Consider the following 26,204-nt stretch of genomic DNA (forward strand, 5'->3'; position numbering starts at 1 on the left):
GTAGGTCGCTGCCAGGCCTGCCAAGGACAATGGAATTTCCTCTTTACGTGTCACGATCAAAACAAGACGCCGTCTCCCTCCGGAGGCGGCGTTTTTGTTTCGAGCTCGCGGTCGCTTGGGATCGTCACAGAAGGGTACGCCTCCGGTGAAGGCCGCCTTGCCGAATGCGGCGTGTTGTTGAGAACTGTGCCTATGGACAGTGATAGGCGCAGTGCCCAAGTCGAACGGCCTGAGGTGGTAGAGACCGGTCGGCGGCGGCGCTGGTCCGAGAACGAGAAGCTCAAGATCGTCCTGGAGAGCTTACAGGCGCCACGCCAAGTCGCGGCAACTGCGCGGCGGTATGTCTTCCAGTCAGTGACGGATGACATACGCCGTCTGCTCCCGTCGAGCGAAGAGGCGGCCGATGCCGGTTGCTATTTCGGTTCGGCCAACTCGCTGGCTAGTGGCTGCAATGCCCTCGTCATATCGTCGAGGCGCTTTTGCCATTCGGCGCCGGGCATGAAAGCGAGCACCGGAGCGTCCCCGGGTGAGCTCTTTACGTAGTCCGGATCACCGAGGCTCTCGCCAATCGCGGCCTCCAGCTTTTTCGCGATATCATCGGGAGCCCCCTTTGGCAGCGCAAAGCCGCGTTCCGCGGTCATGATGACAGGGACGCCGGCTTCCTCGGCTGTCGGAACACCCGGCAATGAGGGAGAGCGGGCCTTCGACAGGATTGCGATGGCTCTGAGTTCTCCGTTGTTGGTGCCGTGCAGTTCGGGCACTTCGCTCAGGCTGACCATTCCGATATCCAGATGGCCACCCAGGACGTCGGTCCTCTGCGCCGCCGTGCCGCGATAGGAAATCTCGTTCGGCTCTACGCCGGCGGCCTTCGCGAGCATGCGGATGGCCAAATGGCCGTTCGTGCCGGCGCCATTATGACCGAAGGTGACGGAACCGGGCTTCTTGCGCAACGCGTCGAGCACGCTTGCGAGGGTGGTGAACGGGCTGTCATTGCGAACGACAATCACGCTGGGATCGTCGACCACGCGCGCGACCAGGCGGATTTCGTCCATGCTGTACTGGGTCTTCCTCGTCATCGGCAGGAAGTTGTAGCCGGGCACGTTGACTACACCCATCGCGTAGGCGTCGGGAGCGGCGCGCGCAATCGCGGCGAACGCGATCTCTCCGCCTGCACCGGGCTTGTTAAGAACGACAAATCTCGCGTTCCCGCCGAGTCTCTTTTCGACGAAGGGAAGCAGCTTGCGGGCCATCACGTCGGTTCCGCCACCAGCGGCGAAGCCAACGACAACCTCGACGGGCTTGTCGTCGGGCCATGCTGCCCACGCCGCTCCCGAAGCGGCCAAGCCAATCATCAGTATTGTGGTTCGAACCTTCCTGAACATGAAGGCTATCCTCTCGTTCCTCGTAGCAAACAATTTGCGGCTATCCCGCTGTGACCCACGGGGTGTCGGCCCTCGGCAATCCCTCCCCATACTATCGATGCGAGGCCATGGCTCGTCCCGCGACAGGAAGGCGAGCGACCAACACGCAGCCGCTCTCGGATTCCGTGATATAGAGGCTCTTGTTGTCGGGAGCGCCATAGGCCACGTTGGTGGTGGCGAGGCCCTGGCAGGAGCGGACCCGATAAAGCGGCTCGCCGAGGCGGCTGAAAATCCAGACGGTGCCGAGACCGGCGTGAGCGATGGCAAGGTTGTCCTGCTCGTCCATCGCAAGGCCATCTGGACCGCCCAGGCTCCCGGACAGCTGGATGAAGATGCCCACCTTCGATGCCGTGCCGTCAGGCATCAGCGGTATCCGCCAGATCGCATTGCCCCGCGTGGCGGCCACGTAGAGGATATGTTCGCTGCCATTGAGCACGAGGCCGTTCGGGCTGGGGACGTTGTTGACGATCTGGTCGAGCGTACCGTCCGCGCGCAAGCGATAGACGCGACCGGTCGGATCGTGCATGCCGGTCTGGCCCTGGTCGGTGAAATAGATGTCGCCATTGCCGGCGAAGATCAGGTCGTTGACGCCCTTGAAGCGTTCCGACCAGCGCCGCTCCAGCAGGGAGGTGACCTTGCCGCTGGGCGGATCGAGCGTCATGAGCCCATGGCGATAGTCCGTGATGATGATCCGCCCGTCGCGCGCGATCTTCAGCCCGTTTGGTTCGCCGTCATATTCGGTGACCAGAGTGAACTCACCGGACGGCGAGATGCGAAAGATCCGTCCATAGGGAATGTCGACGATATAGAGATTGCCGTCGCGGTCGAACGACGGACCTTCGATGAATGAATCGGCCGCCAGTCCGCGGCGGTTTACGAGCGACCAGGCATTGGCGGGGTCCTTGCGGCGGAATTTGTCCGGCAGGCGAGCGAAGACCTCGGTCTTGATCTCTTGGGGTGGTGCGTACATCGGGTCATCTCGCTAGGGGACGGCAGTGGCTTGTGAGGGTAGCCACATTGCGATTTCAGGGAAGATCATGAGCAGGCCGAGCAGCACGAACATGATCAGGTGGAACGGGATCGTGCCCGCGACGACGTCGCTCAGCTTACCGGTCCAGATGCTCTGGATCACGAACAGGTTGATGCCGATCGGAGGCGAGATCTGGCCCATCTCGATGAAGAGCACCAGGATCACGCCGAACCAGATCGGATCGATGCCGTACTGGACCAGAACCGGATAGAGCAGCGGCACCGTGACCACGATCATGCCGAGGCTTTCGACCAGGCAGCCCAGCACCGTGTAGAGAACGAACAGGGCGAAGAAGAATTCCAGCTTTGAGAGTTTCAGATTGACCAGGAACTGCGTGATCTGCTCGCCGACGCCGGCGTAGCTGATCGCGTAGGAGAACAGGAAGGCGGCATAGACGATGAACAGGATGTTGCCGCAGACGCGCACGGTCGTCTGCAAGGCACGCCAGAGAATTGCGACGCTGAACTCGCCCCAGAACACTGCAATGATCATCGCCAGCACGCAGCCGACGGCCGCTGCCTCGGTCGGCGTGACCAGGCCCGAATAGATGCTGCCGATGGTGCCGCCGATCAGCACCATGAAGGGGATGACGTCGAGCAGGGCGGCGAGGAACTCGCGAACCGACCGGGCGCCGACTTCCACCGGAGCTATCCCGGGCCTGAACCAGGCATGCATGGCGATATAGGCCATGAACATCGCGGTCAGCAACAGGCCCGGCATCACGCCGGCCATGAACAGCTTGGCGACGGAGGTCTCGGTGAAGGTGCCGTAAACGATCATCGCGATGCTCGGCGGGATCAGGATGCCGAGCGTGCCTCCCGCCGCCAACGAGCCCGCGGACAGGCGCGGGCTGTATTTGCGCTTCTGCAATTCAGGGAGCGCGACGCGCCCGATCGACGCGGCGGTGACCACGCTCGAGCCGCTGATGGCGGCGAAGATCGCACATCCGGCGAGGTTGGTTTGCAGCAGGCCCCCTGGGATCCAGGACACCAGCCTGGAGAGGCCATGATAAACCCGCAAGCTCAGGCGACTCTCCTGGAGGATTTCCGCCATCAGGATGAACAGGGGAATCGCACTCAGCGTAAAGCTGTTCATGCTGCCCCAGCTGACGAGGCCGATGCCCTTCAATCCGGGCAAACCTGCGTGCAAGAGCAGGTAGAGGACGGATGGCACGGTGATCGCGAACGGGATTGTCATGCCTACGCAAAGCAGGCCAATGAAGATCGCCAGAACAAAAATCAGTTCGACGCCCGGGCTCATGGCCGTGCGCTCCCGCGAAGACGGCGAACTTTGGTCAGGATGGTGCGGACGAGGGCGAGGCAGAGCAGGAACATGCCGGCCGCCATGGTGGCCTGCGGCATCCACAGCGGCGTCTGGAGCGGGGTGGGCGCCACGTCCTCCGAGCGCCATGAGTTCATGACCAGGCGTGTCAGCTGCCAGGTGATGAATGCGGAGGCGACCAGCGACAGCAGGTCGAAGACGATCTGCGACACGAGCCGGGCGGATTGTCCGAGGCGAGCCTGGACCAGCTCGACCCGGTGAAACGCGCCATGGGCCTCGGCGACCGACATGCTCAGGAAGGTCGTCGCCACCAGCAGATAGCCGCCGATTTCGTCGGTGATCTGAAGTGACGTCGCGAACACGTTGCGCGCAACCGCCTCGGCTCCGATCAGGATGATCATGGCAATCAGGAAGAGCGCGCAGAGGGCTTCCGAGGCATTCTCGACCGGGCCGGGGCCCGATGAGACGTTGTCGATGAGGTGGACGGCGCCGTCAGGCGGCACCTCCTTGATCTCGATGCTGCTGGCCATGATCGGTCACCGGCCGAGTGCTGCACGAACCTGCTTGAGAGCGGCCGCAGCATCCGGTCCCTTCGCCTTCGCCCATTCGTCCCAATAGGCCGAGATCGCCTTCGTGCCGACGTCGAGATCGCCGGGCTGCTCCTGGGTGACGGTCATTCCGCCCTCGGCAAACTTCTTGCTGAGGCTGTCTTCCTCGTCAGCCATGGCTTTGGTGATCAGCGGCATGTTGTCGGTGACGGCCTTGCGGACCTTGGCCTGGATCTCCGGCGACAGCTTGTTGAAGCGGTCCTTGTTCACGATGACGACGGAATTGAAATAGTTGATGCCCAGCCGATAGTTGAATTTCAGCAGGTCTTTCCAGGTATTTCCGCCGCCGGTGTTCGCCGTGAGCACCCCGTCGACGATGCTGCGATCGAGTGCAGAGGGAACTTCCGGGGCGCCGAGCGTGACCGGCACGCCTCCAAGCCGCTTGATGAATTCTCCCTGTTCGGGCGAGGTCACCCGAATCTTCTGGCCTTTGACCTCGGCAAGCGAGGTCAGCTTCTTGCTCGAGAACGCGACCTGGTAGGGATAGAGGTACTGCCCGAGCACGAGGACACCCTTCTTTTCGAAGGCCTTTTCCAGGTACGGCGCCATGATGTCCGCCGCCTTCTTGTATTCATCGAGAGAACGGATCAGCATCGGCAGCCGCAGGACACCGCCAATCGGCACGTTACCGAGAAAATACCCGTCGTCACCCATCTGAACCACGTCGTCGCTAACGGCCTGGGTGATGGTGGTGGTGTTGATCGGAAGCGATCCCCCGAGGTGCAGCCGGACCGACAGCTCGCCGCCGCTGTCCTTTTCGATCTGCTCGGCGACGGCATTCATGCCCTTGGCCGCTGCAACCGTCGCCACGGGATTGTAGATGTAGAGATCCCATTTCTCGGCGGCTACGGCTTGCGCTGCAAAACCGACCAATGCAACAGCACCCGCGATCACGCCCGCAAATTGGCGACGGCTCCCCGATATCATCGTTTTCTCCCAAGTCTTTTTGTGGTTGGGCGAAACTATGTTTGATCGCGTTCCGTCCAGCAAGAGAGTGAGGGGGCATAATCAATCGCATATGTGATAATTGGCGCGATCGTGCCGAACCGTATTGATCGAATTGCAATCACGTAGAAGTTGGACATCCCGCGTGGCACGCGCCAGTCGCAGCGCGGCCAGCTGAACGAGAGAGCTTTCGGGATGGACACGACCCCTGCAGACGGCCCGTTGGGCGGAATTCGCGTCATTGACCTGACCAACGTGATCATGGGACCGTTTGCGACCCACATCATGGCCGACCTCGGGGCCGATGTGATCAAGATCGAAAGCGAGGAGGGGGACTCCTTCCGGACCTATCGGCCCAATCGCAGCGAAGGCATGGCCGGCGGCTTCCTCCATCTCAACCGCAACAAGCGCAGCGTCATGCTTGACCTGAAGCAGCCGTCGGGGATGAATGCTCTGCGCAAGCTGATTGCGACGGCCGACGTCTTCGTCCATACGCTGCGACCCAAGGCCATCGACAAGCTCGGGCTTGGCTATGAGGCCGTCCGTGCCATCAAGCCGGACATTATTTATTGCGGCGCTTACGGGTTCAGCGAGCAAGGACCTTATCGCGACAAAGCCGCCTATGACGACATCATTCAGGCTGGCTCGGGGCTTGCTGCGTTGCATCTGGCCGCGCGCGGCGAGCCGGCCTTCATGCCGACGGTGCTGTGCGACAAGCTGTCCGGGCAGGCGATCGCCTATTCGGTGATGGCGGCGCTGTTCCAGCGTGAGCGTGGTGGTGGCGGTCAGGCGATCGAGGTGCCGATGTTCGAGACCACGGCGGAGTTCGCCTACATCGAGCATCTGCTTGGCTTCGCCTTCGAACCGTCCCTTGGCAATCCCGGCTATAGCCGTGTCGTCAGTCCACGCCGGAAACCGTTTCGCACCAGCGATGGTTACATGTGCATTCTTCCCTATTCGGATCGTAACTGGCGCGACTTCTTCGACTTCGTCGGCCGGCCTGAGTTGAAGTCCGACGTCCGCTTCTTTCCACTGGTCGAGCGGGCAGCCCATCTCGAGACGCTCTACGAGATCATCGAGGAGGAAGCCCCCGGACACTCCACGGCCGCATGGGTGTCGTTCTGCGACGATGTCAGCATTCCCTGCATGCCCGTGCTTGGCCTTGCTGATCTGCCCGACGACGAGCACATGAGAGCGGTCGGGATGTTCAGCCGCGCCGAGCACCCGTCGGAGGGAGCGTACAAATCAATTCGGGCGCCTGTGTCCTTCAGCTCGGCGCCGTTCCGGCTCCGCCGCCATGCGCCGCGGCTGGGCGAGCATACGGCCGAGATCCTCGCGGAAATCGGTGTAGACGCTGCGAACACGGCTTCTGTCAGCAGCAAGAGCAAGTGAGGTGAGACATGTCAGACAGCGTGATCTACCAGCAGGATGGCGGGGTCGTCACACTCACGCTCAACGAGCCGGAGACGCGTAACGCGCTGTCGCCGTCCATCGTCGATGCGCTTGTCGGTCACTGCCACCGCATCAATCAGGACATGTCGGTCAGTTGCGTGATCGTCACGGGCGCGGGGGAGAGCTTCTCGTCGGGCGGCAATGTCAAGGAGATGCGGGAACGTACCGGCCTGTTTGGCGGGATTCCCGCCGAGATCCGGCGCGGCTATCACCACGGCATCCAGAAGATTCCGATGGCGATGTATGAGCTCGAGGTGCCCGCGATTGCCGCGGTCAATGGTTTTGCCGTCGGCGCCGGATGCGATCTGTCGCTGATGTGCGATATTCGGATCGCCGCCGATGATGCGCAGTTTGCCGAAAGCTTCATGCGTGTCGGCCTGGTGTCCGGCGATGGCGGCGCCTGGTTCCTGCCTCGTGTGGTCGGGTTGTCCCGCGCCTACGAGATGACCTTCACTGGCAATTTCATCAAGGCCGAGCAGGCGCTCTCCTGGGGGTTGGCCTCTCATGTCGTGCCGAAGGGCGGGCTGATGGACGCCGCACGGAAAATGGCCCGACAGATCGCGTCGAACCCGCCGCATTCTATCCGCATGTGCAAGAAGCTGGTGCGCGATTCCGGCGCGATCAATCTTGGCACCCATTTGGAGATGGCGGCGAGCATGCAGGCCTTGGTGCAGCATACGGCGGACCAGCATGAGGCCGTGACGGCATTCCTGGAAAAGCGCAAGCCGGTATTCAAGGGCGCTTGACGGCCGCCGTTCTGCCAGATGATGACTTTCGATCGATGGAGGCTTGATTGCGCGCATTTCGCTTCGAATCCCTGACCCTGCCGCCGGAGGCAGATGAGATGAGGCGCAAGGTCCGTGCCTTTCTTCAGGAGGAGCGTGACAATGGCCGTTACGCGGCTCACCGGACATCCTGGTCGACATTCGATCCGGAGTTCAGCAAGCGCGCTGCCAAGGCGGGCTTCATAGGCATGACCTGGCCGAAGAAATATGGCGGCGGCGAGTGCTCCAACTTGCAACGCTTCGTTGTCACCGAGGAGATGCTGGCGGCCGGCGCGCCGGGTGGCGCGCACTGGATCGCGGACCGGCAGTCCGGTCCGCAAATCCTCAAGCACGGCAGCGAGCGGGCGCGAGAGCTGATCCTGCCGAGGATCGCCGCGGGCGAGTGCTATTTCGGCATCGGCATGAGCGAGCCGACTCCGGCTCCGATCTTGCTGCGGCCCGCACCAGGGCGGACAAGGTAGAAGGCGGCTGGGTCATCAACGGCACCAAGATCTGGACCTCGAACGCGCATCGCGTTCACTACCTGATCGTACTGGCTCGCACCGAGCCGCCCGGCGAGAACCGCCACGCCGGACTGTCCCAGTTCATCGTGGATACGGGCTCGGCAGGTATCGAGATCAGGCCGATCATGAACCTGTCGGGCGGGCATGAATTCAACGAGGTGTTCTTCAAGGACTGCTTCGTTCCCGATGACATGATGATCGGAAAGCCAGGCGAAGGCTGGACGCGCGTGACGGGCGAGCTGGCTTTCGAGCGGGCCGGCCCCGATCGCTTCATGTCCGACATCAGGCTTCTCGTCGAACTCGTCGACAAGATCGGGCGCGAGCCGAACGAGAGGCAGGCGGTCGAGATCGGCCGGCTGGCGGCTCACTTCGCCACGTTGCGCAGGATGTCGTCATCGATAGCGGGGCTCCTGGAACGCGGTGAGAGCCCGGTCACGGAAGCTGCCCTTGTCAAGGACGTCGGCACCGCGTTCGAGCGGGAGGTACCGGAAGTGGTGCGGAAGCTGTTGCCGATCGAGGCAAGTCTCGATGACGACGACGAATATTCGCAGGCGATGGCGCATGTGCTGCTGCACGCGCCATCGTTCACCATTCGCGGCGGCACGCCGGAAATCCTGCGCGGGATGATAGCTCGCGGTCTTGGCTTGCGCTGACGGAGAGAACGCTATGGAAGACATGTCCGCCATCGTGCTCGAACAGGCCGACCGCCTCTTCGCGCAACACATCGACAGGAAGGTTCTGTCCGCGGCCGACGCCGGGCAGTGGCCCGATGCACTATGGAGTGCAGTGGAAGACGCCGGCCTACCGCTCGCGCTGGTGGCCGAAATGAAGGGCGGGGTGGGGCTTGCCTCGGACGTTGCGGCAAACCTGATCCGCAGGTCCGCTTTTCATTCCGTCCCGCTGCCGCTGGCGGAAACCATGATAGCCAATGCGCTCTGGTCCGACGCCGGCGGTGAGGTCATCGCGGGCGCCGTGACGCTGGCGCCCGTCAACTCGCAGGATCGCATCACGCTGGCCTCGGGTGCCACGCTGCAAGGAACCGCACGACATGTTGCCTGGGCCAAGCAGGCGCCGACCGCGCTCGTCCTTGCGCAAGACCCTGGCGGGAAAGGCTTTCTGTGCCGCGTGCCGACCGACAGGACGCGCTCGAACAAGACGCGGCGGAACGTCGCCTATGAGCCGCGCGAAGATGTCGACTTCAATGGTGTGCAATTGAGCGCAAGCGACGTATTGCCCGCGCCCTCCTGTCTCGGTGCTGATGGCCTAATGCCGTTCGGCGCCGCTATCCGCGTCCAGCAGATGATCGGCGGGATGGAGCGGTGCATGGAGTATGCGCTTTCGTACGCCAATGAGCGCGTGCAGTTTGGCCGCCCGATCGCCAAATTCCAGGCGATCCAGCACATGCTGGCAATTGCGGCAGGACACTTCGCCGCGGCGTCAGCGGCAGGTGACGCACTCACGGAGTCGCCGAGGCTGGGCGAGGAGGCCTTTGCCGTGGCGATTGCAAAATCCAGATGCGGCGAAGCTGCCGGGCAGGTCGCCGCCCTATGCCATCAGGTCCATGGTGCGATGGGGTTTACGCAGGAACATCCGCTACACTACGCCACCCGCCGCCTCTGGTCGTGGCGCGACGAATGGGGGGCTGAAACCTGGTGGCAGGAAAAAATCGGCCGGATGATCTGCGAGCAGGGCGGCGAGGGCTTCTGGCCGCTGCTCGTCGACCGACCGGCAACCGCCGGCGCCGTCTAGGTCGAGGACGACGGACGAAGATAGCGCTGCACGACATCGTTGAGCAGCGCGACGATCTCCGTCCGTCGCCGCGTGATATCGTGGAGAGGACCCGATACCGCGACGGCAAGCGCGCGGTTCCATCCGTCGATACCCTCGGGTAACGGCACGGCAATCGACCCGGCGCCAGGGGTGACCAGACCCGCCGAGAAGAAGAAGCCGTCACGGCGCGTGCGCTCGACGTTCTCGAGCACCTGATTGATGTCGATGCGCGATATGTCGAGGGCGGCTTCCGCGTTGGTGCGCGTGCACAGGCTGCGGATCTCCTTGTCGGTGCACGCGGTCAGCAGCGAAAACCCGGTAGCCGACCAGACCACGAGACGCCTGGATCCGGGCGGGACGTGAAAGCGCATTGTCGCGCGGGCCTGCAGCACATGGATGTATTGCGCGAAGATGCCGCTCCGCGCGGCGATGATGACGGTGTCGCCCGTTTTCTGGGACAGCTCTTCGAGCATCCTCATCAGGCTGCCGTTTCTGACAGGGCCCTTGTCGAGCCAGGTCCCGAGCAGAGTGACGCGTGGCGAGGGCAGGAAGCTGCGGCTCTCCGGCAAATAGTCCATGTAGCCGAGCTCGACGAGGCAGTTGAGCAGGATCGAAGTAGACGATTGCGGGAATCCCAGGCGCTCGGCGACTTCGGCAACGCGCGCGTCGCGCTGGATCTCGTCGAAGAACTCGAGAATTCGCAGCACACGTCCTGCCGACTTGACCGATCCCGCCGCTGGCGGGCCGTAGCTCGTGGCTTCCGTGATCTGATCGTCTGCTATCGCTCTCTTGCTTCTTCTGGCCATTGCTGACTGTAGCGGAAACTCCGCAGACATCCGGTGGTGCCGCGCCGAAGTCCTCATCTCGTGCCTGTTTGGTGGCACGTTAATCGGGTTGTGCAGGCAGGTCCAGTCGTGAGCATCGACAGAGCCGGTATCCTGTTCGAGCGAGCCGCCATGACTTTCACGCTCCGCTCACATATAGGGTAAGGCTGAGTCGTAGCGTCTGACTCGCGGGTGAGTCCACTTCCCGGTAAAGCGCGGCGCCCGCTTTTTCGACGAAGTGGGCAACGCCTTCCCTAAGGTCTTCGTGACCTCGACCAGCGACACCAGCGATCTGAACGAAATCGGCCGAAGATATTTATCGGTCGCTTCTGACGTCATCAATCCATTGATCAGGCCATGCGATCTCGATTGCTACGGGTACAGACGATGAGATGCCACGCCTGACGCACGATGAAGGCTGCCATCAGACAGACTTGCGTATTGAGGGCGGCGAGAGAAGGGGTTAGGTAGCGGAAGCTCCGAGCGGCGGTTTTGCAGCTGCCGCTTGGAACGTGCTCTTTCCACGACGTCGAGAGGTCAGGACTTCTTCATCAGCGAACACTTGCTTTGTTCGCGAGGAATGTTGGCGTCCTCGGCCGGGATGGTTGCGACGACGTCATAAAAGTCCCATGGTCCCCTGGACTGTTCCACCGTCTTTGCTCGCAGCAGATAGTAATCATGGATGTGCATGCCGTCCTCGCGAACATACCCCTTCTCCGAGAAGAAATCATTCACAGGCAACGAACGGAATTTTGCGAGCACGGCGGTTGTCTCGAGCGTTCCGGCAGATTCGACGGCCTTCAAGTAGTGCATGGTTGCCGAGTACATTCCGGCCTGAACCATGGTCGGCATACGCCCAATCTTGTCGAAGAACCGCTTCCCGAAGGCGCGCGACGCGTCATTCCGATTCCAGTAGAATGCCTCTGACGTGTACAGACCCTGCATGTTGGGAAGACCGACCGCCTTGGCATCCGTGATCTGGAACAGCAAGGCAGCGACCCGCATCTTGCTTTTCAGGCCGAGCAGGCCGAACTCGTGAGCCTGCATGAGCGAGTTGGTGGTATCACCGCTGGCGTTGGCGAGAGCCAGCACGTTGGCGCTCGAGTTCTGGGCCTGGAGCAGGAACGAAGAGAAGTCGCTGGTGTTGAACGGGTGCCGCACTGACCCGACGACTTTTCCGCCGGACTCCTTGAGCACGGCAGACGCATCGGCCTCGAAGGCTTGTCCGAAGGCATAGTCGGCCGTCAGGAAGAACCACTCGTTTCCGCCCTGTCCCATCAATGCCTTCGCGGTGCTGCGCGCCAGTGTGTAGGTATTGTAGGTCCACTGGAAGGTGTTAGGAGAGCATTTCTCGTTTGTGATGGCGGATGCGCCGGCCGACGATACGATCATCATCTTGTTCTTGTCCCGGACCAGATCGGCGAGAGCCAGCGCGACCGCAGAGTTTCCGATATCGAGAATGACGTCGACGTTCTCCGTATCGATCCACCGCCTGGCGATGCCCGACGCGATATCCGTCTTGTTCTGATGATCGGCGAAAACCAGTTCGATCGGCTGTCCGAGCAACTTGCCGCCGAAGTCGGCGATCGCCATTTTGACGACTTCAACGGCCGCAGGCCCCGCGGCGTCAGCATATTGGCCCGACTGATCGTTGAGCACGCCTAGCTTGACCGGCCTCGACGCGGGCGCCTGTGCGTGAGCCGATGCAAGGCCTAGAAAAACCACCAGCGATGCCAGCACATGTCTCATTTTTTTCTCCCTTTGGAATTTTTTGATTGCTTGAAGTCTCGATTGATTTGGCGAGGCTATCTGCGCGACGGAAGTTCTATTCGGCCGCCTCGCGATAGCGCTCCAACCCGTCCAGGCTTTCTCCATTGGCGCGAAGGGCTCCACCCCACTTGGCAAGCCACCATGCATATTGTTCGGGCCATTTCTCGAAATTGCCGGTCAACCCGAAATGTTCTGCGGCGTGGAGAGCCCAGAACGGATTGAACAGCATCTGGCGGGCAATGAAGATGAGGTCGGCACGACCATCCTGCAGAATTTTCTCCGCAAAATCTGGAGTTCGGATCATGCCGACCGCGCCGGTCGCAATACCGGCGTCGTGGCGAATCCGTTCGGCAAACGGCACCTGGTAGCCTGGACCGCGACCGAGATTGGCGTTGGTCGATCCGGCTCGAAGATTGCCACCCGTCGAACAGTCGACCAGATCGACGCCCAGTTCCTTCAATTTGCGGGAGAAGATGACGCTGTCGTCGATTTCCCAGCCACCGTCGATCCAGTCCGTGGCAGAGATACGCACGAAGAGAGGTGTTGCCGAGGGGAGCGCGGCCCTCACGGCGCGCGTTACTTCGAGCGGAAACCGCATCCGGTTTTCGAGGCTGCCGCCATATTCGTCGGTGCGGAAATTGGCGAGCGGCGACAGGAACGATTGCAAGAGATAGCCGTGAGCCATGTGAAGCTCGATGACGTCGAACCCCGCCAGTACGGCCCGGCGAGCCGTCGCGACGAATGCATCGCGGACGCCGGCGAGACCTTCCTTCGTGAGGGGAACAGGAGTCTGGAAGCCATCGGAGAATGGGACATCCGATGGGCCCGTGGGCACCCAGGTTTCCTCTCCCATTTCGATGTCGCGGTCGGTCAAATGGCTGTTGCCCCGGAACGCGCGCTGCTGGCTGGATTTTCGTCCGCCGTGATTGATCTGGATCGCTGCTTTTGCGCCATGCGATTTGATGACGTGAACAATCTGGCGCATGCCGTCGATCTGGCCGTCCTCCCAGAGCCCGGGATCACCGTTGGTGATGCGCCCCTTCCGGCTGACCGAAGTCTGCTCGACGAAGACGAGCCCGGCTCCCCCCATGGCGAACTTGCCATAGTGAACCAGATGGAAGGGTGTGATGTAGCCGTTTTCGGCCGAATACATCCCCATCGGCGAGACGACGATCCGGTTGCTGAGCTCGACGCCACGGAATGCAATGCTTTCAAACAGCTTGATCATCTTGATCTTCCTCTGAACTAGCGGATCGGGAAATTCGCGCCACGACGTTCGTCTTTGCCGCGCATGGAGTATTCGTCGTCACGCTTGTGCAATGGCGCCGGAGTCGCGCAACGCATCGATCTCGCTGCTGGACAGGCCGAGATATTCCGACAGGACCTCGCCGTTGTGCTGACCGAGACGCGCGGATGCGATGTATTGCGGCACTGCCGTATCGTGGAGCACCAGCGGGCTGCGATGAACGAGAATGTCGCCGTATTCCGGATGCTCGATTTCGCGCAACATGCCCCGGGCGTGGAGGTGATTGTCCTCGGTCACCTCACGCAAGTCACGAACCGCCGCGCATGGCACTCTGTTGGCACGGCAAAGCTCGGTGATCTCATTGCGCGTGAGCCGCGTGGACCACTCGGACACGATCTGGTCCGTAAGATCGATGTGCTTCAGGCGGTCGAGCACCGTCTTGAAACGCGCATCATCGGCGAGCTCCGGCCGTCCCATCGCGCGCGTCAACCCGATCCAATGAGATTCGTTGACACTGATGATGGCGACATGCCCGTCGGACGCTGGATAAACATTGTAGGGCGCCTCCGCGAGTCCTCCGTGACGGTTGCCAGTGCGAGGGGCGGCCGCCTTGCGGTTAAAGACATCGGCCAGATTCGAGGCCATCGCCGGATAGACGGTCTCGACCATCGCGATCTCGACCAGCCGACCGCGGCCGCTTTTTTCCCGATCGTAAAGCGCGGTGAGGATGCCGGCGTACAGGTGAACACCGCTGATGAAGTCGGTGATGGCCGGACCCGCCTTGACCGGGGGACCATCGGCAAAGCCGGTCACGCTCATGATGCCTGACACCGCCTGGACAGTCAGGTCCATCGCCAGATTATCCCGATCGGGACCCGACAAGCCGTAGCCGGTGGCCGAGCCGTAGATCAGCCGCGGATTGATGGCGCTTAGAGCGGAATAGCCGACGCCCAATCGATCGAGCACCCCCGGCGCGTAGTTCTCGATCAGCACGTCGGCCTTTGCCGCGAGCTCCTTCAGGACCCTGACCCCGGCCGGCGACTTCAGGTTCAGACTGATGTTACGCTTGTTGGCATTGAGCATCGCGAACGGGACGGCGTTGCCCTTGCTGATGCGGGCGCGATGACGCACCGGCTCGCCGTTCGGCGGTTCGACCTTGATGACGGTCGCTCCGGCCTGCGCCATCAGGAAGCCGGCGTACGGACCCTGATACACCTGACCGAGGTCGATGACGATCACGCCGTCGAGCGGCAACTTTTTGTTGTTGTCCAAGGCTTCCTCGGGTGTTGTCAGAAGTTGTAGAGCCGCGCCGGATTGGCGATCAGGATCTTTCGACGGGTGGCTTCATCGGGGACGCATTCGTGCAGCAGTCGAAGCAGATCCTGAAGATCGGGAAGCGTTTCGGCGCTGTGGCCCACATGGGGCCAATCGCTGCCCCACACGACCTGATCGGGCGCGGCCTGAACGATGGCGCGCATGAAGGGCGCCGTGTCCGCATAGGGACGGCCGATACGCGTGTTGCGGTCTGCACCCGAAATCTTGGTCCAGTAGCGGCCGGTCTTCAGCCGTTCGGTGAAGGCGCGAAAGTCGGGGTGCTCGTGCCCCTTGTCGGCCATGGTCCGCGACATGTGGTCGATCACATAGTTGAGCGGCAGCTTCTCAAGCTCGGGTGCGGCGGCGGCCAGATCCGAGCTCTCGATCCAAAGCTGGGCGTGCCAGCCTCTCTCCGCGAGACGAGGGGCGAGCTTGACCAGATCGTCGTAGCTCGTGCCGAGTGTCGAGACCGGCTTGCCGTCCTGCCGGATCATGGTGACGCGCACCGCCTTGAAGCCGGCGTCGGTGAGTTCATCAAGCCGCCGATCCGAGACGTCGGGCCGCAAGATCGCCACGGCACGAAGCCTGTCAGGGTAGCGACGCAGCGCGTCATAAGTGACGGCGTTGTCTTCTCCCGAACCCACTGCATGGACGATGACGCCACGCGTGATGCCGAGTTTGTTCCAGATGGCAAAAGCGTCTTCGATCGTGAACGGCTGCGCGGCGGTAAAGCGTCCCTCGTTGCCGGGCGGAAAGCGATCGAAGGGGCCGTAGATGTGAAAGTGACAATCGCAGCTGCCTTCGGGCAATCGATAGTCCATTTAAGCAAATCCCTGTTCGGTCTTGGAGGTGAGAGCCCGGGGCAGGTGCGCCAAACCTTGTTGCCGATGGTGGGCTTGGCCAACATCCCCAGTCGGACGTGAACGCGATGGTTGATCTTCAAGAGAATGGTCGCCAGGAGGTTCGACTTGGCGGCAGGAAGCCCGAGCAGCGACCGGTCGAACCGGACGACATCAGTTGATCACGGCAGACAAATTTATTCGCGGCTTCATGACGCCTCCCTGCAAGCGCGCTCCACCTGGGTGGGGCGTTTTTCTTTTTTTGAACGGCTGTGACGCCGCGGCCTTGGCGGCCGCGGAGAACACTAGGGGCCGCGCGTCGCCGAGTCCACTAGGTTACATATATGTGGTTCTATTTCTATATATATGGAAAACGGTTTGCAGCTGAGGTCCAGAGGCACTAAATTGCCGACCGCTTCGAATTTGAATTCAGGCCTACTAAGGTGCTAATGAACCGTGTTATCGGATTTTTCTCCACGTATGTGTAAATGAAGAATTCCAACATAAAGTCGGCCAAGCGGATATTCGAAGTCCTTGAGTACTTCGAGGACGTGAAACGACCGATCTCGCTGAAGGAAGTCGCGACGAAGTGCGACTATCCAACATCCAGTGCCGCAGCCTTGCTGAAGAGCATGGCGATGCTGGGATATCTGTTCTACGACAGTTACAATCGCACCTACATGCCGACCATGCGCATCGCCCAGATGGGCCGGTGGCTGGACACCGGGCTGTTCGGCGACAGCGCCATCCTTGCGTTGGTCGACTTTGTCCATGAGAAACTGGACGAGCTGGTCAGCATCAGCACGCAGTCCGATTTGCATGCTCAATACATTCACAGTCTGCAAACCAGCAAGCGCCTGCGGTTCGAAGTCAAGCCCGGCGACGTCCGACCGCTTGCGATCAGCGGAATAGGGCGCACGTTGCTCAGCGGTCATACCGACGTCGAGATTGCCCGGCTGCTGCGCCGCATAAATGCCGTTTGCCCTCCGGAAGAACACTTCGAACTGAATGCGCTGATGAAGATCATCAACGGCATTAGGCGCGACGGCTACATGTTTTCCAAACACATCATCGTTCAGGACGCCGGGGTGATTGCCGTCCTGTTGCCGAAGCGCGACTTCGGGCGCCACCTGGTCCTTGGCGTCGGCGGGCCGGTATCACGTCTCGAAGAGCGGCAGGACGAAATCCTGGCCTGTATTCGCGAAGGCATCGCGCGGTTTCTGACGTGACCTCTGTCGTTCGTTCTACTCCCCAAGTCGGCGAAAGGGACCTTTAGCGGTACTCGGGCCATCAACCAGTATTTTCCTGATCGCAGACGGTATCTGAAGCACCGCACCAGTGCGCGGGATCGTACAGAAGGGAGGGGCGTTCAATGCTCTAGCTTCGCACGCCCGACATCAATTGCCCGTCCTACTGACTATCGGCAGTGTCGGGCGGAGAATAGGTTAGAGCCAAAAGAAGGCCGTTTCGATTTAGTATACGTCTGCTCAGTTGATTGATTCCGATACTTGTCCGAACGTGTCGAACGCAAGCTGGACCTGTTCGGAACGTGGTCGCCTATCTATTCCGCACAGCCTTCCGAAAGTCCGGCTTTCGTTTCTGCAAGAATGCATCGACTCCTTCGGCAAATTCGCGGCTGCCGAACGCTACTCCTTGCGCGAAGGCTTCTGCACTGAAAAACTCCTCGACTGTTCCATAGGCACCGTTCAGCAACGTCTTGGTCAAGCCGAGGGACGTCGCTGGGCCGGCTGCCAGATCATTGGCAAGCGATATCGCATCTTCCATCAGGTTCGCGGCTGGCGCCACCCGCTTGGCGATACCTATCGATACAGCTTCGGTAGGCTCGACGCGACGGTTCGTCAGAAGGATGTCCTTTGCCCGAGAAGCTCCGATTGCTCGTGGCAGCGTCAATGCAAGACCGAGATCGGGGGCTGCGCCAAGACCGGGGAAGGCCGCCCGAAAATAGCTCTTATCGGAAACGAGAACGATGTCGCAGAGTAATGCGAGCGAAAAGCCTGCGCCTGCAGCTGCGCCGTTGACGGCAGCCACAATCGGCTTTTCTGCCGTCAGGAGCCGCTTGGCCCAAGAATGGGTGATCTGCATCCGCTTTCGGACACTGGGAGCTTCCCGTTCGCCCATGTTGTTGATGTCTCCGCCCGCGCAGAAGGCATCGCCGGTGCCCGTGATGACCAGGCAGCGGATAGTCTCGTCGCCGAGCAGTTCGGGAATTCCGGTTTCCAGCTTCTGTTTGACGCGGGGCTCGAGCGCATTCCGTGTGGCGGGACTGTTGAGCCGCACCACGACAACGTCGTCGTGACGTTCGAATATGACGGCTTCTCCGTCCTGCGTCTGATTGGACATCTTCCGGTCTCCATCCCTATCGCAATCATCTTGTCTTCTATAGCATCCCTCCAGATTTGCGAAATTCATTTTCGCAGTGATATGATCCCAACGACAGGGAACGGAGAAGAACAATGAATCTTACGGCGGGTCTCCGCAAATCGGCGTCTTTCAGGGGCGGACAGACGGCGCTGGTTTCTGGGGAGCTTTGCCTGACCCACGCCGAGGTGGTGGACCGAATTTCCCGGCTGTCGGCCTCGTTTCGCAAGCTCGGTGTCAAACCTGAAGAGCGCGTCGCGATCCTCGCCACCAATGGCAATCATTATATCGAATGCTATTTCGCGGCATTGTGGGCGGGAGGCATCGCCGTGCCGGTCAACTCGCGCTTTTCCATTGCCGAGATGGTCGAGCAGGTCAGGGACGCAGAGCCGTTGCTGCTTGTCTGTGACGGCGTGTTCCTTGAGCATGCGGCGCAGCTCAAGGAGGCCTGTCCGTCCTTGCGCGGGCTCGTGGTGGCGTCCGGAGCGAGCGGCTTGCCGCGTGCATATGATTACGAAGCGCTGATCGCGGAATCCGCGCCTTGCGAGGATGCGCTCAGAGGCGGTGACGATCTGGCCTGCATTTTCTATACGGGCGGAACCACCGGCAAGGCCAAGGGCGTCATGCTGAGCCACCGTAATCTCTGGGTCAATGCCATCGTGACCTCGATGAGTTTCGGCTTTGATGAGACGACCGTCGCCCTTCACTCAGGGCCGCTGTTTCATCTGGGCGCCGGGGCGCGGGTCTACACGACGTCGCTGATGGGTGGAAAACATGTCGTTATTCCCCGCTTCACGCCATCCGACGTGCTGGAGGCCATCGCCCGGAACAAGGTGACCGTCGCGACATTCGTTCCGACCATGCTCGGTATGATCCTGCAATTGCCCGATCTCGACAGATACGACCTGTCCAGCCTGAAGCTGATCACCTACGGCGCTTCGCCGATGCCCGAGGCTGTGCTCAGCGAGTGTCTTCGCCGCTTTCCGGGAATTCGCTTCGCGCAGTCATACGGGATGACGGAACTGTCGCCGGTTGCGGCAATCCTCCAGCCTGAAGATCATCTGCCGTCTGCGCCACGGCGCCGCCTGCGGTCGGCCGGTCGGCCCATCGTCTCTGCGGAGGTGCGTATCGCGGATGCGGACGATCGGGACATGAAGCCCGGCGAGGTTGGAGAGATCCAGGTGCGCGGTCCCATGGTCATGATGGGCTACTGGCGCCAGCCGGAGCTCACGGTAAAAGCGTTAAAGGGCGGCTGGATGCACACCGGAGATTCCGGCTATTTCGACGAGGACGGCTATCTCTACGTCTCGGATCGCATCAAGGATATGATTATCACGGGTGGTGAGAACGTCTACTCGATCGAGGTCGAGAATGCCGTCGGGTCGCACCCCGGGGTCCTGCAATGTGCCGTCGTCGGCATTCCGCATCCGAAATGGGGGGAGGCCGTGCACGCCGTTGTCGTCTTGCGTCCGGGAACGTCACTGTCGGCCGCCGAGATCAGCGCGCATTGCCGAACGATCATTGCGGACTACAAATGTCCGCGTAGCGTCGAATTCCGGGACGATCCGCTGCCACTATCGAGCGCCAACAAGGTCAACAAGGAAGTGTTGCGCAAGCCGTACTGGGAGGGGCACGCACGTCGCGTAAGTTGACGACGCGTCGTGCCTGCGAAGTCTCAGGCGCCGAGCGAGGCGCTGATCTTTCTCGCCGCACCGGCGATGGCAGGGCCATATTCATGGTCGAGCTGGTCGTGTGAGACCAGATAGGCTGGTCCGCCGAAGCTCAACGCATAGACGGTTCCGCCGCCCGGTGGAATGATAGCTGCCCCGACTGCATTGATGTCCTTACGCCACTCGCCAGCCGACGTGCAGAAACCCCGTTCGTCAATTTCGCGGATTGAGCGTTCGATCGAATTCTCAATGCTTCGCCACTCGCTTCCGTGTTGCTTGCGAATCTCGGACAGGATCTTGCCGCGCTCTTCATCCTTGATGGCCGCGAGGTAGGCCTTTCCTATCGCGGTGATCGCCATTGGTACGCGCGACCCCGACGGCAATCGCAGGCCAACCAAGCCGTGCCCCTCGCAGGTCTCGACGTTCAGGATCATCAGCTGGTCGCGCGTGCCGAGCGCCACATGTAGATTGTTGGTCTCCGCCAGCTCCGTCATGATGGGCCGCGCGATATTGCGAACATCCAAATTCGCCAGTGCAGCATAGCTCAGCGATATGGCACGACCGCCCAGTTGATAGGTCGTTGATCGCGCGTCGTAGGCGAGATAGCCGAGCTGCGTCAATGTGTGCGTGATCCGGGAGATGGTCGGCTTCGGAAGGCCGGTCCGTTCCGCAAGTTCCTGGTTGCCGAGCGCCCGATCGCCGGCGCGAAACGCACTGAGGACGTCGAGACCGCGCGCAAGCGCGGACACGAAGAGCCGGCCGCCGGCATCGTCAGCTTCGGATTCAGTGGATCGTGGACGTCTGGTCGCGCGCTGCAATTGCTGCTTGGCCATGCGCTGTCTGGCCTTGGCGTCGCCACCTGACGGCTTGCCTGCCGCCTTTGTCGATCCAGCCGGGCTGGCGCTACCAGTCCGGGGGTCTCGCTTCTTGCTCGTCATTTTCAACTCCAGCGGCACATCACCGTCGAATGTGCCTTGTCCCGAATGGCTTGTTCTGCAAACCGTTCGCTTCGTCAACTCCACAAATGCGAAAATCGATTTCGCATATTGTCTTCGTTGGACGTCGATGGCAAGTTCGTCGCAAGCCAACAGGAAACGCCGACCATGACAATTGACCCCCAAGCACTGCGCAACTGGCCCATTCCCACCATCGAGCAGACCTACACGGAGCGCGATACGATGCTCTATGCCCTGGGTGTCGGTCTGGGCTCGGATCCGCTCGATGCGCGTCAGTTGCAGTATGTCTATGAGGATGGCCTCAAGGTTTTGCCGTCGATGGCCGTGGTGCTGGGATATCCTGGCTTCTGGATCGGAGATTCCAGAACCGGTGCCGACTGGCGCAAGGTGCTGCATGGTGAGCAGGGCTTTGAGATATTCAAGCCTTTGCCCGCGAAGGGCTCGGTGATCGGGCGTTCGCGCGTGACCGGCCTCGTCGACAAGGGGGCCGACAAGGGCGCGGTGCTGCTGTCCGAGCGCGATGTGCTCGATCAGGCATCCGGCGAACTGCTGTGTCGGCTGACGTCCACGACGATGCTCCGCGGCGACGGCGGCTTCGGTGGCCCATCAGCTCCGTTGCCGGCGCCGCATCCCGTGCCGGAACGGGCCGCAGACATTGTGTCCAGCATCAAGACGCTGCCGCAGGCCGCCCTGATCTATCGTCTGTCGGGCGACTATAACCCTCTCCATGCGGATCCGTCGGTCGCGAAACGGGCCGGCTTCGAAAAGCCCGATCCTGCACGGCCTTTGCACATTCGGGGTGGTGTGCCGTGCACTGGTTGACATGGTCTGCGATGGCGAGCCGACACGGTTGACGAAGATGCAGGTTCGCTTCAGCTCACCGGTCTATCCCGGCGAGACGATCGTCACCGAAGCCTGGAATGACGGCGTTGGCGAGGTCTCGTTCCGCGCCAAGGTCGCCGAGCGTAACATCGTCGTCATCAACAATGGCCGTGCAGGTGTCGCTCCGGCATAAGCAGTTCAGATGCTCCGGCCTGATTTCTGCCAATAGGGGTCGCGCAGCCTCCGCTTGAAGATCTTGCCGGAGTCCTCGCGTGGGAGCGAGGACATGATCTCGAAATATTTGGGCACCTTGTAGTTCGAGAGCATGGATCTCAGGCCGGCGCGGATTTCATTCAGGTCGGGAGTCGTGTCGGCGATGGGCTGAATGACCGCCATAAGCGCCTCGCCGAATTCGTCGTCCGGAATGCCAAACACGGCGCAATCGTGGACGCCCGGGAGCGACTGCAATGCGGCTTCGATTTCGGCAGGATAGATGTTGACGCCGCCGGAAATCACCATGTCGCGCTTGCGATCGGAGATAAAGACGTAGCCATCCTGATCGATATAGCCGACGTCACCGCTGGTGATGAGGCCGTCGCGTTCGATCTCGCGGCGGCGTTCGGGCTGATTCTGATAAGTGAAATCGGGATTATAGCTGGTTCTGCTGTAGATTTCGCCGACTTCGCCGGCGGACAGCCATCCGTCCTTGCCGTTCGAAAATCTCAATTCGCATCCGTCGAGAACGCGGCCGACTGTACCGGGCTTGCGTCGGGCGTCATCGGGCGTCGCGAAGGTAACAGCGCCGGATTCGGTGCTACCATAATATTCGTAGATCACCGGTCCCCACCAGTCGAGCATCTGTCGCTTCACGTCGGGCGGGCAGGGGGCTGCCGCGTGAACGACGTGACGTAGCGAAGACAGGTCGTATTTGGCGCGCACGGACTGAGGCAGCCGCAATAGTCGCACGAACATCGTTGGCACCATCAGCGCGCAGTCGATCCGCTCTTTTTCGATCAATGCGAGCACTGATTCGGCCTCGAAGCGCGGCATCAGCACCAGTGCGCCGCCAAGACGCCCGGCGCGGAGCGCGAATGCGTTCGGGGCAGAATGATAAAGCGGGCCCGGGAGGAGGGCGCGAGTACCCGGCCTCAGGCCATAGACAGTCTCACGTACCCGCTCGTTCGTCTTGACCTGGTCCGGAGACGGCGGATCGCGTCGAACGCCTTTGGGATGTCCTGTCGTGCCCGACGTGTAGATCATGCTGGCAGGAGCCGGCATCGACGGCCCGTCATAGGGCTTCTGCTCGGCAAGCCAGACCTCGAAGTCCTCGCCCGCCGACGACGTGGTCTCGACGCCGAAACTGGTCGCGATCTCCTGCGGCACATCGACACGGAACTGGCGCACAAGATAGGGAATAGCGTCGCCCAACGCCTGCAGCAGATCCGCATGCCCTACCAGGACGCCGGCTCCGGTGTCGCCAACAACGTAAGCAACTTCTTCCGGCTTGAAATGCCAGTTAATCGGCACCGCATACCCGCCGATCAGCATGACGGCATAAGTGACTTCAATAAAAACCAGATCGTTGCGCATCAGAATGCAGACGCAATCGCCAGGCCGGATGCCCAGTCTGTGCAGGCCGCCGGCGATACGCCGTACTCGTTCCCCGACGACGTCGAACTGGCGTGAGCGCGTGCCGCTGATCAGGCCGTCTGTCGTGCCCATCCTCGTTACCTCCCCAATGCTTGGCTTCACGAGGCCGGTTGCAGCGACCTTGCGACGAGTTCGCGCATGATCTCATTGGAGCCGCCGTAGATCCGCCGAACCCTCGCATCTGCGTAGGCGCGCGTAATCGGATACTCCAGCATGTAGCCGTAGCCGCCATGCATCTGGACGCATTGGTCCACCACGCGGCATTCCAGTTCGGTCGACCAGTATTTGCACATCGCCGCAGCCTCGATGCTCAGACTGCCCTGCAGATGCAGTTCCATGCATTTGTCGAGAAAGACACGGCCGATCTGAACTTCCGTCTTCATTTCGGCGAGCCGGAACCGGTTGTGCTGGAAGTCCGCCAATGGTTTGCCGAACGCCTCGCGGCGGTGGGTATAATCGATCGTCGATTCAATCGCCGCTTCCGCTCCCGCGATCGCCGTGATTGCGACCAGCAGGCGCTCCTGGGGAAGCTCGCTCATGAGATAGCGGAAGCCACGCCCTTCCTCGCCGAGCAGGTTTTCTGCGGGCACCTGGACGTTGTCGAAGAACAATTCGGACGTATCCTGCGCCTTCATACCCAGCTTTTCGAGGTTTCGTCCGCGCGAAAAGCCGACGCTGTTGCCTTCAACCAGAAGCAGGCTGATGCCTTTGGATCCGCCGCGCGGGTCGGTCTTGCAGGCGAGGATGACGAGGTCGGCGAGCTGGCCGTTGGTGATGAAGGTCTTCGAACCGTTCACCACGAAGCAGCTGCCATCGCGAATCGCCGTGGTGCGAATGGCCTGAAGGTCGCTTCCCGCGCCGGGCTCGGTCATTGCGATTGCCGCAACGGTCTCTCCCGACGCCATACGAGGCAGCCACTTCTGGCGTTGCGCTTCGCTGCCGTGATGAAGAATGTAGAAGGCCGCAATGTCCGAGTGGACGCGAAAGCCCGGACCATTGAAGACGGCGCGCGAAAGCTCCTCGGTCACGATCGCGCTATGCAGGAAGTCGCCATCGCCGCCGCCATACTGCGCGGGGATCGAGGTGCAGAGCAGGCCGGCCTCGCCGGCGCGACGCCACAGGTTGCGGTCGACGACACCGTCCTTTTCCCATTGCGCGTGAAACGGCGCGATCTCGCGCTCGATGAACTTTTTTACCGTGGCGCGGAAAAGCTGATGGTCCGGCGTGTAGATCGTCTGCGGAATAGTCATTTCGACCTTGCGTCTCATTTGCGAAATTGATTTTCGCAAAATTGACATTTGCGGTCCTGCATGGCAAGCCCATTGCAAGCAGGAAATCCGAAGAGCGATTTTTTGCAGCAAGGAGGATACGAATGCCGGAGTCTATGCGCGCACGCCCGAAGCCGACGCCGGAGACCCAGCATTTCTGGGATGGCACGCAGGTCGGCGAATTGCGCCTGCAGCGCTGCGATGCCTGCGCGCATGTCTATTTCCCGCCGCGCCCGTTCTGCCCGTCCTGCGCCTCGCGCAAGGTCAGCGTGTTCAAGGCGAGCGGCAAGGGCACGCTCTACAGCTACGTCATCAATCACCGTCCCGCTGCGCCCGGCTTCACGCCGCCTTACGCCATTGCGGTGGTCGAACTCGACGAGGGCCCGCGCATGATGAGCAACATCATCGACTGCCCGCAGACGCCGGAAGCGCTCGAGCTCGACATGAAGTTGGAAGTCGCATTCGAGAAGCTCGACGACAAGATCACGCTTCCCTTGTTCCGTCCGGCGAAGGGTTAAAGCGATGCGCAGGAACCAGGTTGCCGTCGTCGGCGCGGCCGAGACCACCGAGCTTGGCGTCATCCCCAACATGTCGCAGCTCCAGCTCCACGCGGATGCGGCGCTCAACGCCATCGCCGATGCGGGGCTGAAGCTTTCCGACATCGACGGTTTCGCCACCGCGGTCGAGACGCCGCAGCAGGTCTGTCACTATCTCGGCATCAAGCCGACCTGGGTCGACGGCACGTCCGTCGGCGGCTGCTCGTTCATGCTCCATGTCCGCCACGCCGCGGCGGCGATCGAGGCCGGCCTCTGCAAGACCGTGCTGATCACGCATGCCGAAAGCGGCAAGTCGATGATCGGCAAGCTGCCGCGCTCGATCCCAGCCGACAGCCTGCAAGGTCAGTTCGAGGCGCCGTACGGCGTCTATGGTCCGTCCAGCATGTTCCCGATTCCCGTGCTACGCTTCATGAAGACCTACGGCATCACCCATGAGCAGCTCGCCATGGTCGCCGTCGTGCAGCGTGAGTGGGCCGCGAAAAATCCGCGTGCGACCATGAAGGACCCGATCACGGTTGCCGACGTCCTGAACTCACGGATGATCGCCTATCCCTTCCGCCTGCTGCAGTGCTGCCTCGTCACCGATGGCGGCGGCGCGCTGATCCTGACCTCGGCCGACCGGGCCAAGGATTTTCCGCAGAAGCCGGTCTACATCCTCGGCACCGGCGAGAGCGTGGAAACGCCGATGGTCAGCCAGATGGAGACCTTCAACTCCTCGCGTGCCTTCAAGACCGCAGGCCCGCTGGCGTTCAAGGAGGCCGGCATTGCGCGCAAGGACGTCGATCACCTCATGATCTACGACGCCTTTGCGCACCTGCCGCTGTTCGGGCTCGGCGACCTCGGCTTCATGCCTTATGAGGAGACCGGCAAGTTCATCGCCGATGGCAATACGCGCCCCGGCGGCAAGCTGCCGCTCAACACCAATGGCGGCGGCCTCTCCTACATGCATTCGGGCATGTATGGCATGTACGCGCTGCAGGAGAGCGTGCGGCAGATGCGCGGCATTGCGCCGGCCCAGGTGGCGGGTGCCAAGATTTCGGTGTGTCACGGTGTCGGCGGCATGTTCGCGGCAAGTGGCACTATCATCTTCACGAACGAGCGCTGAGCAGGAGAT

23 protein-coding genes and 2 pseudogenes are annotated in these 26,204 nt (G+C 61.4%); 10 read left to right on the plus strand and 15 right to left on the minus strand.

The window, feature by feature from the left end:
• Positions 1-413: 413 nt before the first annotated feature.
• The 5 genes from AC5ZG5_RS41090 to dctP all read right to left on the minus strand — a co-directional run bounded on the left by AC5ZG5_RS41090 (position 414) and on the right by dctP (position 5,267).
• Positions 414-1,382 (minus strand): tripartite tricarboxylate transporter substrate binding protein, encoded by a 969-nt coding sequence (locus tag AC5ZG5_RS41090; protein WP_456646674.1) that lies wholly within the window; start codon positions 1,380-1,382, stop codon positions 414-416.
• A 91-nt stretch (positions 1,383-1,473) separates the two neighbouring features.
• On the minus strand, positions 1,474-2,391 hold the full coding sequence (locus AC5ZG5_RS41095) for an SMP-30/gluconolactonase/LRE family protein (RefSeq protein ID WP_456646673.1): 918 nt from the start codon (positions 2,389-2,391) through the stop codon (positions 1,474-1,476).
• A 12-nt stretch (positions 2,392-2,403) separates the two neighbouring features.
• A complete protein-coding gene (locus tag AC5ZG5_RS41100; protein WP_456646672.1) occupies positions 2,404-3,711 on the minus strand; it encodes a TRAP transporter large permease in 1,308 nt (435 codons plus the stop codon).
• Positions 3,708-4,262 (minus strand): TRAP transporter small permease, encoded by a 555-nt coding sequence (locus AC5ZG5_RS41105; RefSeq protein WP_456646671.1) that lies wholly within the window; start codon positions 4,260-4,262, stop codon positions 3,708-3,710. Before AC5ZG5_RS41105 ends, AC5ZG5_RS41100 begins: the two co-directional genes overlap by 4 nt.
• 6 nt (positions 4,263-4,268) lie before the next feature.
• The gene (gene dctP / locus AC5ZG5_RS41110; protein ID WP_456646670.1) at positions 4,269-5,267 is read right to left on the minus strand and encodes a TRAP transporter substrate-binding protein DctP; all 999 of its coding nucleotides are present in this window, start codon (positions 5,265-5,267) and stop codon (positions 4,269-4,271) included.
• 213 nt (positions 5,268-5,480) lie between these two features.
• On the opposite strand from dctP, the gene AC5ZG5_RS41115 reads away from it, so the two are divergent.
• The 4 genes and pseudogenes from AC5ZG5_RS41115 (at position 5,481) to AC5ZG5_RS41130 (ending at position 9,774) form a co-directional block, all read left to right on the plus strand.
• Complete coding sequence (locus tag AC5ZG5_RS41115) at positions 5,481-6,677, plus strand: CaiB/BaiF CoA transferase family protein (RefSeq protein WP_456646669.1); 1,197 nt, start codon at positions 5,481-5,483, stop codon at positions 6,675-6,677.
• Positions 6,678-6,685: 8 nt separating this feature from the next.
• Positions 6,686-7,483 carry a crotonase/enoyl-CoA hydratase family protein gene (locus AC5ZG5_RS41120; protein WP_028168990.1) on the plus strand — a complete coding sequence of 266 codons (798 nt, stop codon included), beginning with the start codon at positions 6,686-6,688 and terminating at the stop codon, positions 7,481-7,483.
• A 98-nt stretch (positions 7,484-7,581) separates the two neighbouring features.
• Positions 7,582-8,678: pseudogene (locus AC5ZG5_RS41125) on the plus strand (acyl-CoA dehydrogenase family protein).
• A gap of 22 nt (positions 8,679-8,700) precedes the next feature.
• Positions 8,701-9,774: an acyl-CoA dehydrogenase family protein gene (locus AC5ZG5_RS41130; protein WP_456646668.1), complete on the plus strand. Its 1,074-nt coding sequence runs from the start codon at positions 8,701-8,703 to the stop codon at positions 9,772-9,774.
• Here AC5ZG5_RS41130 and AC5ZG5_RS41135 read toward each other — a convergent pair.
• From AC5ZG5_RS41135 to AC5ZG5_RS41155, 5 genes are all read right to left on the minus strand, one after another.
• On the minus strand, positions 9,771-10,601 hold the full coding sequence (locus AC5ZG5_RS41135; RefSeq protein WP_456646667.1) for an IclR family transcriptional regulator: 831 nt from the start codon (positions 10,599-10,601) through the stop codon (positions 9,771-9,773). The genes AC5ZG5_RS41130 and AC5ZG5_RS41135 overlap by 4 nt on opposite strands.
• Before the next feature lie 555 nt (positions 10,602-11,156).
• On the minus strand, positions 11,157-12,368 hold the full coding sequence (locus AC5ZG5_RS41140) for an ABC transporter substrate-binding protein (RefSeq protein ID WP_456646666.1): 1,212 nt from the start codon (positions 12,366-12,368) through the stop codon (positions 11,157-11,159).
• A gap of 76 nt (positions 12,369-12,444) precedes the next feature.
• Positions 12,445-13,617: an NADH:flavin oxidoreductase/NADH oxidase gene (locus AC5ZG5_RS41145; RefSeq protein WP_456646665.1), complete on the minus strand. Its 1,173-nt coding sequence runs from the start codon at positions 13,615-13,617 to the stop codon at positions 12,445-12,447.
• A gap of 78 nt (positions 13,618-13,695) precedes the next feature.
• Positions 13,696-14,907, minus strand: a complete 1,212-nt coding sequence (locus AC5ZG5_RS41150) for a CaiB/BaiF CoA transferase family protein (protein WP_456646664.1) — start codon at positions 14,905-14,907, stop codon at positions 13,696-13,698.
• A gap of 17 nt (positions 14,908-14,924) precedes the next feature.
• On the minus strand, positions 14,925-15,770 hold the full coding sequence (locus tag AC5ZG5_RS41155; protein WP_456646663.1) for an amidohydrolase family protein: 846 nt from the start codon (positions 15,768-15,770) through the stop codon (positions 14,925-14,927).
• A gap of 506 nt (positions 15,771-16,276) precedes the next feature.
• On the opposite strand from AC5ZG5_RS41155, the gene AC5ZG5_RS41160 reads away from it, so the two are divergent.
• Positions 16,277-17,017 carry an IclR family transcriptional regulator gene (locus tag AC5ZG5_RS41160; protein ID WP_456646662.1) on the plus strand — a complete coding sequence of 247 codons (741 nt, stop codon included), beginning with the start codon at positions 16,277-16,279 and terminating at the stop codon, positions 17,015-17,017.
• Between the two features lie 328 nt (positions 17,018-17,345).
• Here the strand turns inward: AC5ZG5_RS41160 and AC5ZG5_RS41165 are convergent, their stop codons facing one another.
• Entirely contained in the window at positions 17,346-18,218 is an 873-nt protein-coding gene (locus AC5ZG5_RS41165) for an enoyl-CoA hydratase/isomerase family protein (RefSeq protein WP_456646661.1), read from the minus strand.
• 44 nt (positions 18,219-18,262) lie between these two features.
• On the opposite strand from AC5ZG5_RS41165, the gene AC5ZG5_RS41170 reads away from it, so the two are divergent.
• Positions 18,263-19,819: a long-chain-fatty-acid--CoA ligase gene (locus tag AC5ZG5_RS41170; RefSeq protein WP_456646660.1), complete on the plus strand. Its 1,557-nt coding sequence runs from the start codon at positions 18,263-18,265 to the stop codon at positions 19,817-19,819.
• A 23-nt stretch (positions 19,820-19,842) separates the two neighbouring features.
• On the opposite strand, the gene AC5ZG5_RS41175 is transcribed toward AC5ZG5_RS41170, so the two are convergent.
• Both AC5ZG5_RS41175 and AC5ZG5_RS41180 read right to left on the minus strand, forming a co-directional pair.
• Entirely contained in the window at positions 19,843-20,457 is a 615-nt protein-coding gene (locus AC5ZG5_RS41175; protein ID WP_456646675.1) for an IclR family transcriptional regulator, read from the minus strand.
• A gap of 30 nt (positions 20,458-20,487) precedes the next feature.
• Positions 20,488-20,775, minus strand: a pseudogene (locus tag AC5ZG5_RS41180) (helix-turn-helix domain-containing protein); the annotation flags it as partial.
• Positions 20,776-20,892: 117 nt separating this feature from the next.
• On the opposite strand from AC5ZG5_RS41180, the gene AC5ZG5_RS41185 reads away from it, so the two are divergent.
• Complete coding sequence (locus tag AC5ZG5_RS41185; RefSeq protein WP_456646659.1) at positions 20,893-21,615, plus strand: MaoC/PaaZ C-terminal domain-containing protein; 723 nt, start codon at positions 20,893-20,895, stop codon at positions 21,613-21,615.
• Position 21,616: 1 nt separating this feature from the next.
• The gene (locus AC5ZG5_RS41190) at positions 21,617-21,808 is read left to right on the plus strand and encodes a MaoC/PaaZ C-terminal domain-containing protein (protein WP_496165519.1); all 192 of its coding nucleotides are present in this window, start codon (positions 21,617-21,619) and stop codon (positions 21,806-21,808) included.
• A 5-nt stretch (positions 21,809-21,813) separates the two neighbouring features.
• Here the strand turns inward: AC5ZG5_RS41190 and AC5ZG5_RS41195 are convergent, their stop codons facing one another.
• Both AC5ZG5_RS41195 and AC5ZG5_RS41200 read right to left on the minus strand, forming a co-directional pair.
• A complete protein-coding gene (locus AC5ZG5_RS41195) occupies positions 21,814-23,337 on the minus strand; it encodes an acyl-CoA synthetase (protein WP_456646657.1) in 1,524 nt (507 codons plus the stop codon).
• A gap of 26 nt (positions 23,338-23,363) precedes the next feature.
• A complete protein-coding gene (locus tag AC5ZG5_RS41200; RefSeq protein WP_456646656.1) occupies positions 23,364-24,515 on the minus strand; it encodes an acyl-CoA dehydrogenase family protein in 1,152 nt (383 codons plus the stop codon).
• A gap of 122 nt (positions 24,516-24,637) precedes the next feature.
• Between AC5ZG5_RS41200 and AC5ZG5_RS41205 the strand changes: the two genes are divergently transcribed.
• Together AC5ZG5_RS41205 and AC5ZG5_RS41210 are read left to right on the plus strand one after the other, a co-directional pair.
• A complete protein-coding gene (locus AC5ZG5_RS41205) occupies positions 24,638-25,051 on the plus strand; it encodes a Zn-ribbon domain-containing OB-fold protein (RefSeq protein ID WP_496165520.1) in 414 nt (137 codons plus the stop codon).
• Positions 25,052-25,055: 4 nt separating this feature from the next.
• A complete protein-coding gene (locus tag AC5ZG5_RS41210) occupies positions 25,056-26,195 on the plus strand; it encodes a thiolase C-terminal domain-containing protein (RefSeq protein ID WP_496165521.1) in 1,140 nt (379 codons plus the stop codon).
• Positions 26,196-26,204: the final 9 nt, after the last annotated feature.

This window comes from Bradyrhizobium sp. Ses1 (assembly GCF_059512365.1).